This is a genomic window from Acidovorax sp. HMWF018 (assembly GCF_003061035.1).
Taxonomy (GTDB): domain Bacteria; phylum Pseudomonadota; class Gammaproteobacteria; order Burkholderiales; family Burkholderiaceae_C; genus Acidovorax; species Acidovorax delafieldii.
Genome location: NZ_QAIM01000066.1, coordinates 1 through 7,247 on the forward strand (window position 1 = coordinate 1; position 7,247 = coordinate 7,247).

General features: G+C 59.9%; 11 protein-coding genes and 1 pseudogene. All 12 read left to right on the top strand.

The window, feature by feature from the left end:
- Positions 1–1,822, top strand: a 1,822-nt coding sequence (locus tag DBR23_RS29485) for a primase-helicase family protein (RefSeq protein WP_158276413.1), incomplete at its 5' end; no start/stop codon positions are given.
- Positions 1,819–2,091 carry a hypothetical protein gene (locus tag DBR23_RS02315; protein ID WP_108497185.1) on the top strand — a complete coding sequence of 91 codons (273 nt, stop codon included), beginning with the start codon at positions 1,819–1,821 and terminating at the stop codon, positions 2,089–2,091. The genes DBR23_RS29485 and DBR23_RS02315, both read left to right, overlap by 4 nt.
- Positions 2,088–2,330: a hypothetical protein gene (locus tag DBR23_RS29130; RefSeq protein WP_146191197.1), complete on the top strand. Its 243-nt coding sequence runs from the start codon at positions 2,088–2,090 to the stop codon at positions 2,328–2,330. The genes DBR23_RS02315 and DBR23_RS29130 overlap by 4 nt, the downstream gene beginning before the upstream one ends.
- Before the next feature lie 229 nt (positions 2,331–2,559).
- A complete protein-coding gene (locus DBR23_RS29135; RefSeq protein ID WP_146191198.1) occupies positions 2,560–2,817 on the top strand; it encodes a hypothetical protein in 258 nt (85 codons plus the stop codon).
- On the top strand, positions 2,814–3,953 hold the full coding sequence (locus tag DBR23_RS02320) for a hypothetical protein (RefSeq protein WP_146191199.1): 1,140 nt from the start codon (positions 2,814–2,816) through the stop codon (positions 3,951–3,953). Before DBR23_RS29135 ends, DBR23_RS02320 begins: the two co-directional genes overlap by 4 nt.
- Positions 3,953–4,096: a hypothetical protein gene (locus DBR23_RS29490; RefSeq protein WP_158276414.1), complete on the top strand. Its 144-nt coding sequence runs from the start codon at positions 3,953–3,955 to the stop codon at positions 4,094–4,096. Before DBR23_RS02320 ends, DBR23_RS29490 begins: the two co-directional genes overlap by 1 nt.
- Positions 4,089–4,547, top strand: coding sequence for a hypothetical protein (locus DBR23_RS02325; RefSeq protein WP_108497187.1), 459 nt, complete (start codon positions 4,089–4,091; stop codon positions 4,545–4,547). The genes DBR23_RS29490 and DBR23_RS02325 overlap by 8 nt, the downstream gene beginning before the upstream one ends.
- Positions 4,548–4,984: 437 nt before the next feature.
- Positions 4,985–5,152: a hypothetical protein gene (locus DBR23_RS29495; protein WP_158276415.1), complete on the top strand. Its 168-nt coding sequence runs from the start codon at positions 4,985–4,987 to the stop codon at positions 5,150–5,152.
- A gap of 35 nt (positions 5,153–5,187) precedes the next feature.
- Positions 5,188–6,180 (top strand): AAA family ATPase, encoded by a 993-nt coding sequence (locus tag DBR23_RS02330; RefSeq protein ID WP_108497188.1) that lies wholly within the window; start codon positions 5,188–5,190, stop codon positions 6,178–6,180.
- The gene (locus DBR23_RS30195; protein WP_233250234.1) at positions 6,147–6,407 is read left to right on the top strand and encodes a hypothetical protein; all 261 of its coding nucleotides are present in this window, start codon (positions 6,147–6,149) and stop codon (positions 6,405–6,407) included. Before DBR23_RS02330 ends, DBR23_RS30195 begins: the two co-directional genes overlap by 34 nt.
- A complete protein-coding gene (locus tag DBR23_RS02335; protein WP_108497189.1) occupies positions 6,404–6,655 on the top strand; it encodes a hypothetical protein in 252 nt (83 codons plus the stop codon). Before DBR23_RS30195 ends, DBR23_RS02335 begins: the two co-directional genes overlap by 4 nt.
- Positions 6,652–7,247, top strand: a pseudogene (locus DBR23_RS02340) (hypothetical protein); the annotation flags it as partial. The gene DBR23_RS02335 and the pseudogene DBR23_RS02340, both read left to right, overlap by 4 nt.

The window sequence follows — 7,247 nt, forward strand, 5'->3', positions numbered from 1 at the left end:
GCTCAAGAGCATCAAAGACCCGATGGGCAAGACGCCTCGCATCTCGCTCGTCAAGCGCAAGCACGACAAGCTCAGCCTCAACGGCATCGTGTCCAGCTCCAGCAAGAACAAGGAGCTCACCCACAAGCGCATCGCTGACCTGCGCGAAGAGCACGGCCTCCCCGCACGCAAGATCGCGTACAAGATGCATGGCAACACCGAGGTCATGCTCAAACCTGACGAGTGCATCATCACCGAGATGAAGACCGAGCGCGGCTTTGTCTACTTCAACCTGAACGGAGGAGACTCATGGGCGTACTACCACCCAGAGAACGCGCCGGACTACATCCTCAACTTCAAGGGCGAGCCAGCCTACCTCACGAAAGAGCTGCTGCCGGATTACTGGCAACAACTTACTGGCACAGGGTCTTCCACGCGCGTCTCCTCCAACGGCCTGACCTACCTCGCTTTCTTAGATCGCTCCACCGGTATCTACTGGCGCGGTACGTACGACGCAGCTACCGATCTGCTGGATATCACGCCAGCCAAGAACGAGACACAGCTGCGTCACTTTGCCAAGCAATACGGCGTGCCCATGGGGGACTTCGTGCCCGAGTGGGATCTCACGTTCGATCCACAAGACTTCGTGCGTGTCGACGTCCAGAACCGCCAGGTCAACAAGTTCCAGCCTACGCAGTACATGCTCAACGCTGGCGCTAAGCAGCCCAAGGCCATCCCCAAGACCATCAACAAGGTGATCTGGCATGCACTTGGCAGCGACCAGGCTATCTACGACCATTTCGTCAACTGGCTGGCCACCGTCGTGCAGACCCGTGACCGCACTCGCACCGCATGGGTCCTGCACGGCACCGAAGGCACAGGCAAGGGCGTGATGGTCAGCAAGATCCTGCGCCCACTGTTTGGTACCCACGTTGCGCTGCGCCGCATGGAGGAGCTCAACGAGAAGTACAACCAGTTCATGCAGAACTCGTTCCTGGTCTTCGTTGACGAAGTCCAGACCAAGGCACTGCAAAACGAGCAAGGCGTCATGGCCAAGCTGCGCAACTTCATCACCGAAGACACCGTGCCCATCCGTGCGATGTACTCGAATGACGTGGTAGTGCATAACTACACGAACTGGATCTTCTCCTCCAACATGCCTGACCCTGTCAGCATCAAGAAGGGCGATCGCCGCTTCAATGTGGGCAAGTACCAGTCAATCAAGCTGGTGATGACCGACGCGGAGATCGATGGCATCGAGAAAGAGCTCCAAGCGTTCTACGACTACCTGGTGAACTATCCGGCCGACTACGAGCTGGCCGGCCAGATCATCCAGACCGCAGACCGTGACACCATGATCTCGATCAGCGAGAGCTCGGTCGACACCGTGGGCTCGGCGCTCCTCGAAGGCAACTTCAACTTCTTCGTGGAGCAGTTGCCCACCGACAACAGCTACGTCCGCAATGCACTCCAGGCCAACAAGGTCAAGGACTATGAGGACGTGCTGCGCAACATGATCGCCCGCACGCAGCCTGGTGGCTCGTGCGCGATCTCCCGCGAGGAGCTGCGCACTCTGTTCGACTTCACCGTGGGCGGCATGCCCACCAGCCCGAACAAGTTCACGTCGCTCCTCAAACACCACCGCCTGCACCTGGAAGTCGTATGGGTCAACAACAAGAGCGTCCGCGGCATCAAGACAACGTGGAAGGACACCGCACAGTTCCAGATGTATCTGGACCAGCACCTCGCATCGCCGAGCTCAAGCGCATCTTCCGCGCCTACTTCGACGACTACCCCAAAGCTGGCCGGCAAACGCGCCCCGAAGGCTAAGGAAACAGCATGACCGCACTCACCGTCAAGGACATCGAACGCGCTCAACCTGCGCACGGTACGCTAGTTGTTCTTGGCGGTGGCACCGAGGTTGTGTTTGCCAAAACTGGCTACGGCCAGAACTGCGCCCGGTGTATCTTTGGCGGCGCCGGCCCCGAAAACTCCAAGGACCTCGGCGCTACGTGCAGAGCTGTTAGGTGCTCTCCAGCCTCCCCAGACGCCGGCGAATACATCCCAAAGATGAAGTACCTCGAGCTCAAACTCATGGGAGAGATCACATGAACAAAGTGCCCACCCCGCTGGATGTAGACGATGCCCCGCCGCTCGGTACGCTGGTGGTTCACCGTGGCGTCGAGGCCGTGTTCGTTGCAAACAATCTCCCGATGCGAGGATGTAGCAGCTGCGCGTATAGCCGTTTCTGTGGAACTGCGCCCAACCAAAACGATCTTCGCTGCCCAGGTGGCGTGTACCTCGACAAACAGACCTACCTCGAAATGAAACTCATGGGAGAGATCACATGAGCAAAGCGCCACCACAAGGCACAGTTGTTTCATATCCTGGCGGCGAAGCAGTGTTTGCAAGATATACACACAGACCCGGCGGTAGCCTAAGTATCGATTGTTCTAACTGCGTTTACGCACAGACATGTCTTCGCCGCCCAGCAGGTGAACCAACCGCTCGCCCATGCATCGGCGGCGTGTATCTCGACAAACAAACCTACCTCGAGATGAAACTCATGGGAGAGATCACATGAGCGTCGTATGGATTGAACTCGGCGGCAAACGCGTGGCGCCTGTGCAAGCTCATGGCAGAGCCTGCGGGACAAAACGCAGAGAAGACTACTCCAGAATTGAATGCCCGTTCCGAGGCTCCAGCACAGGCTGTGACGCACCAAGAACAAACAGCGGCGCCTTTGCTTGTGCAGACTACGGCGACGACAAGTTCTTCATCACCGAAGACCAACTGCCCGAGTACCTGGCCGCCCAACTTCTAGGAGAAGCAGAATGACCGCAAAAACCCAACGCCCAATCGCCCGATACAAGATCGGCTACCACACCGACGAATGGGGCATGCGCTCTAGCACGCCAAGCGGCATCCCAGACCACGCGGGTGCATGGGTGCGCTACGAAGATCACCTTGCCGCCCTGGTAGAGGCACAGCAGCCCGCCCCATCGGCTGCGGCAATGTCGCCTATAAACCGGCTTATTGCTTACAGCGCAGCCACCACGCTGCGAAATCTTGGCTATCAGTGGGATGAAGTCGCGGAGTTGTGGGAACTTTCTACAGCGCCCCAGGCAGACAGCCAGCCAGCGCCAGGGCGGGATGAAAGCGCCGCACCGAAATTGCGGGCCATGGCAATCAACTACCCGGAAGGAGCCTGCTGGGACAAGCTAGACGCACAGACATGCATGGAAGGCGCGTTGGAAATAGAGGCACTCCGCGCAGCCCGTGCCCCGGCAGACAGCGTGACGGCACCAGCGGGTGGGGCAGTTGGCATCTACGTTGCGAGCCGCGCCAGCCTGCCTGAGCGCCCGGCCTACTGGCGTGCGCTGCGCGCTGCAGGTTGGCCCATTGTCAGCACCTGGATTGACGAAGCTGGACCGGGTGAGACTGCCGACCTCCGCGAACTGTGGGCTCGCATCATCCGCGAGATTTCTTCTGCTCGCGGTCTCGTGCTGCATGTCGAGACTGACGATTTCCCACTCAAGGGTGCGTTGATCGAGGTTGGTGCAGCACTGTCGCTTGGCAAGCGCGTCGGCGTCTACGCCCCGGGTGTGGTGCTGGAAGACCGCTCCATGCGCCCTTTGGGCTCGTGGGCTGCGCATCCGCTGGTGCGCCTTTGCACCACCCTGGCGGACGCACGAGAGTGGGCCGAATCAATGTCCACCCCACCCGCCCAGGCGGCAGACAGCGTGCTGGAGGATGCGGCGCTGACGTTCACCAGTGCCCACATCGACTACGTTGCTCGGTATGGTGGCCGGTGCCGCGACTGCGCAGACGAGTCTGGAGTCTGCCCAGGCAGCGGTCTTCCATGTGCCGATTCGCGCAAGGCCATCAAGCATGTATTCGATGCCCTTGAATACGGCGTCAAGCACGGGTACATCAAGCCGCCAGTCGCAACCCGCAAGCAAGGAGGTGCGTGATGGCACTTGACTACGTGCTGCTCATCTATTTTGCACTCGGGGCAGTGTTCGGCTGGTGTGTGCACGGCTTGTTGCTGCAACTGGCGTACCGCATGGGCATCGTTGAATACAAGGGCCGCAAGCAAGGAGCAAACCATGACTGAGCCGACAGATGCGGAGCTGACCGAGGTTTACAAAGCTGCAAACGGCGAAGACACCAGCAAGGCGCAACCACTGACTACCAAGCGGATCTTTCGCGCAATGCGCGCCGCTATCACCAAGTGGGGCACGCCGCCAGCAGTGGCGAAAAAGCCGGTGGCGGTGAAAGCGATGGGCTATGGCGGCAGTACTGGCATCAATGACTATCTGATGAGCGACGGGACTGTCAAAGCTATGCGTCCCGCAGAGGTGCGATGGGCAACACCAGACACCCAGCAGCCCACCCAGGCGCAGGCCGGATCGGAGCAGCTCATCCAGCAAATGCTGAGCGCGCTTCAGACCTGTCAGATCGACATGCCCGGGACTCGCTTCAAACGCGCTGTCTATGACGAGCATGCAGTCAGCGCTGCCATCACAGCAGCGATAGCGCATATCGAAAGCCATGGCGCCAGCTGACCGCAACCTAATAGTCGTGTCTGTCGTCGACGGGCAGAACGGCTGCTGGGCGCATTGGTAAAGCAAGCAGATGCCATGCGCTAAATTCAAAGACTGCGACGGCAGCCAAAGTACATGCACGAGCGGCTTCAACCGCATCTGGATCGATGAACAACAGAAACTTGAGTACATGGCACTCAAGCTCGTGTCATGAAAACAGAAATCGTCCTCGGCAGAGAAGTCGTTTGCGTCGATGAAGTAGGAGGGCCATGCTGCGCGACCGATGGGGATGTGCGCATCAGCTGCGAATTCTTGGACGTATCGTGTCGCATCAAAGGTCTATACGCCTGCAACAGCAAACCAGTCATCTTCATCCGCCCCGACCAAATTCATGACTACCTAGCGCTCAAGCTCGTGTCATAATCGTTTATCTTTCTTCGACAACAAGTGGACCACCCATGAAACTTCGTCTCTTCGCTCTGCGCGACACCTCCTCCAACAAGCTGCTGCCCAACGTCTACTTCCCAGACAAAGTAGCAGCCAAGCGCGAGCGCGACACACGCAACCAGGCCGGTGGAAACTACGTCGTCACACCAGGCCCCGATCACCGCCGCTATAGCGCGTAATCGTTCATCTTTCTCTAACTCAACAGGTGGATCTCATGAAGCCTTCAGCAGTCAAGCAATCCCTCCAGCACCTCGTCACCCGCAAGCGTCCCGTTTTCATCTGGGGCCCAGTGGGTGCAGGCAAGTCTGACGTCGTGGCCTCTGTGGCCAAAGAGCTCGGCCTCGAGCTGCGCGACGTGCGCCTCAACCTCATGGACCCCGTGGACCTCAAGGGCTTCCCTGTGGTCCGTGGCACCGGCAAGACCCAGACCATGGCCTTCGTGCCGCCCGACTTCCTGCCCACCAAGGGCAAAGGCATCCTGTTCCTCGACGAGATGAACAGTGCGCCTCAATCAGTCCAGGCCGCCGCTTACCAGCTGATCCTGAACCGTAAGCTCGGCGACTACGAGATGCCCGACGGTTGGGCAGTCATTGCCGCCGGCAACCGCGCCAGCGACCGCTCTGTGGTCAATGCCCAACCCGCCGCACTGGCCAACCGTTTTGTCCACATCGACTTCGAGGTGGACGTGGATGACTGGTTTACCTGGGCCACCCAGAACGGCGTGAGCGACATCACCCGCGCATTCATCAAGTTCCGCTCGAACCTGCTGCACAGCTTCGACCCCGCGACCAACCCCCGTGCGTTCCCATCGCCACGCTCGTGGGTGTTCGTGGACGACGTGCTGCAGTCCGGCCTGGCTGCCGACACCGAGTTCGAGCTCATCAAGGGCACCGTGGGCGAAGGCGCCGCAGCTGAGTACATCGCATTCGCCAAGATGGCACGCGATCTGCCGACAGCTGAAGAGATCCTGGCCAACCCGACCAAGACGCCTGTGCCCGCAGCCCCGGCCACGATGTACGCGATCTCCACGATGCTGGACAAGAAGGCCACCACAGCCACCTTGGCCACGCTGCTCACCTACATGGGCCGCCTGCCGGTCGAGTTCCAGGTGCTGTTCATGCGCTCTGCGGGCATGGCCAACCGCGACCTGCTCAAGACCAAGGAGTTCGTGACATGGATGACAGCCAACCAGGACGTGGTGATCTAACGGCTCAACGGGACGCCGCCGCTGCAAAGCTGTGGGCGTTCCCCGTCAGGTCTAAGGAATGGGACTGTGTGGTCAGCTGCACTCTCGAAGTGCGGCGAGCAAATCCAGGGAAATGGGACAACCTGAAGTTCTCCTCGGCCCTCGTACACCCGTACCGCCACCCTGAGTTCCTCGACGCCATTTTGGCTGAGTACACAGCGCGCAAGCTCTTAGGAGAACTGCCGTGACCGAGCTGACCGCCGAGCAGCGGCAGCAGCGCTGTGACTGGGCGCGCGAGATATGGGCCGGCGCCCCAAGCGACTCACGATGGACGGGCCTTTTGGGCGCTGTAGCGGCGCTCCTCCAAGAGGAAGGACTCGACCTCGAAGCCGAGGATTTTCTTGCGCTATTTACACGCCCCGAAGACCACCTAAACCTCCTCGACACCCTCTTTGAAGAACACGCAAGACGCAAGCTCTTAGGAGAAGCACCATGATCCAAAACCGCTCCATGCTGATCGACTTGACGATCCGCCGCTGGACCGCCATCAAGCACGACCGCACTGTGTCTGCCGAGGTAGACCAGACCCACGCCGCCAAGCAAGGCGGCCGGTACAACAAGTACCTCATCGACAAGGCCCACCTGGCTGCCATCGACGCCATTGCCAATGAACTGCGCAAGTACCACTACTCGCGCACGCTCCCTTGGACCGACAAAGGTCATCGCGCGCTGCCGTCGGACTTGTTCTTCGAATACCAGCAGGAGCTGCAGCGCTACAAGCAGCAGTTCCAAACGGCGGTCGCGGACTTCGTCCGTATCTACCCGCAGCTGGTCCAGGACGCACGCCAGCGCCTGGGCACGATGTACCGGCCCGAGGACTACCCGCAGTCCAGCGAGCTGTTCGGCATGTTCGACATCTCATTGGACATCGCGCCCGTGCCCGACGCCAACGACTTCCGTGTTGACGTGGCTAAGGAAGCCCAGGACGAGATCCGCGCACAGATCACCAAGGCCGTGGCCGAGCGCCAGGCCAAGATGGTGAGCGACTGCTGGACGCGCATGCGCGAAGTGGTGGGCCGCATTGCTGA

What these genes read in the sequence shown, in the direction of transcription:
- DBR23_RS02325 (WP_108497187.1), top strand. Translation starts at nt 4,089, where the DNA reads ATGACTGAGCCGACAGATGCGGAGCTGACCGAGGTTTACAAAGCTGCA.
- DBR23_RS29130 (WP_146191197.1), top strand. Translation starts at nt 2,088, where the DNA reads ATGAACAAAGTGCCCACCCCGCTGGATGTAGACGATGCCCCGCCGCTC.
- DBR23_RS02315 (WP_108497185.1), top strand. Translation starts at nt 1,819, where the DNA reads ATGACCGCACTCACCGTCAAGGACATCGAACGCGCTCAACCTGCGCAC.
- DBR23_RS29490 (WP_158276414.1), top strand. Translation starts at nt 3,953, where the DNA reads ATGGCACTTGACTACGTGCTGCTCATCTATTTTGCACTCGGGGCAGTG.
- DBR23_RS02320 (WP_146191199.1), top strand. Translation starts at nt 2,814, where the DNA reads ATGACCGCAAAAACCCAACGCCCAATCGCCCGATACAAGATCGGCTAC.
- DBR23_RS29135 (WP_146191198.1), top strand. Translation starts at nt 2,560, where the DNA reads ATGAGCGTCGTATGGATTGAACTCGGCGGCAAACGCGTGGCGCCTGTG.
- DBR23_RS02330 (WP_108497188.1), top strand. Translation starts at nt 5,188, where the DNA reads ATGAAGCCTTCAGCAGTCAAGCAATCCCTCCAGCACCTCGTCACCCGC.
- DBR23_RS30195 (WP_233250234.1), top strand. Translation starts at nt 6,147, where the DNA reads ATGGATGACAGCCAACCAGGACGTGGTGATCTAACGGCTCAACGGGAC.
- DBR23_RS29495 (WP_158276415.1), top strand. Translation starts at nt 4,985, where the DNA reads ATGAAACTTCGTCTCTTCGCTCTGCGCGACACCTCCTCCAACAAGCTG.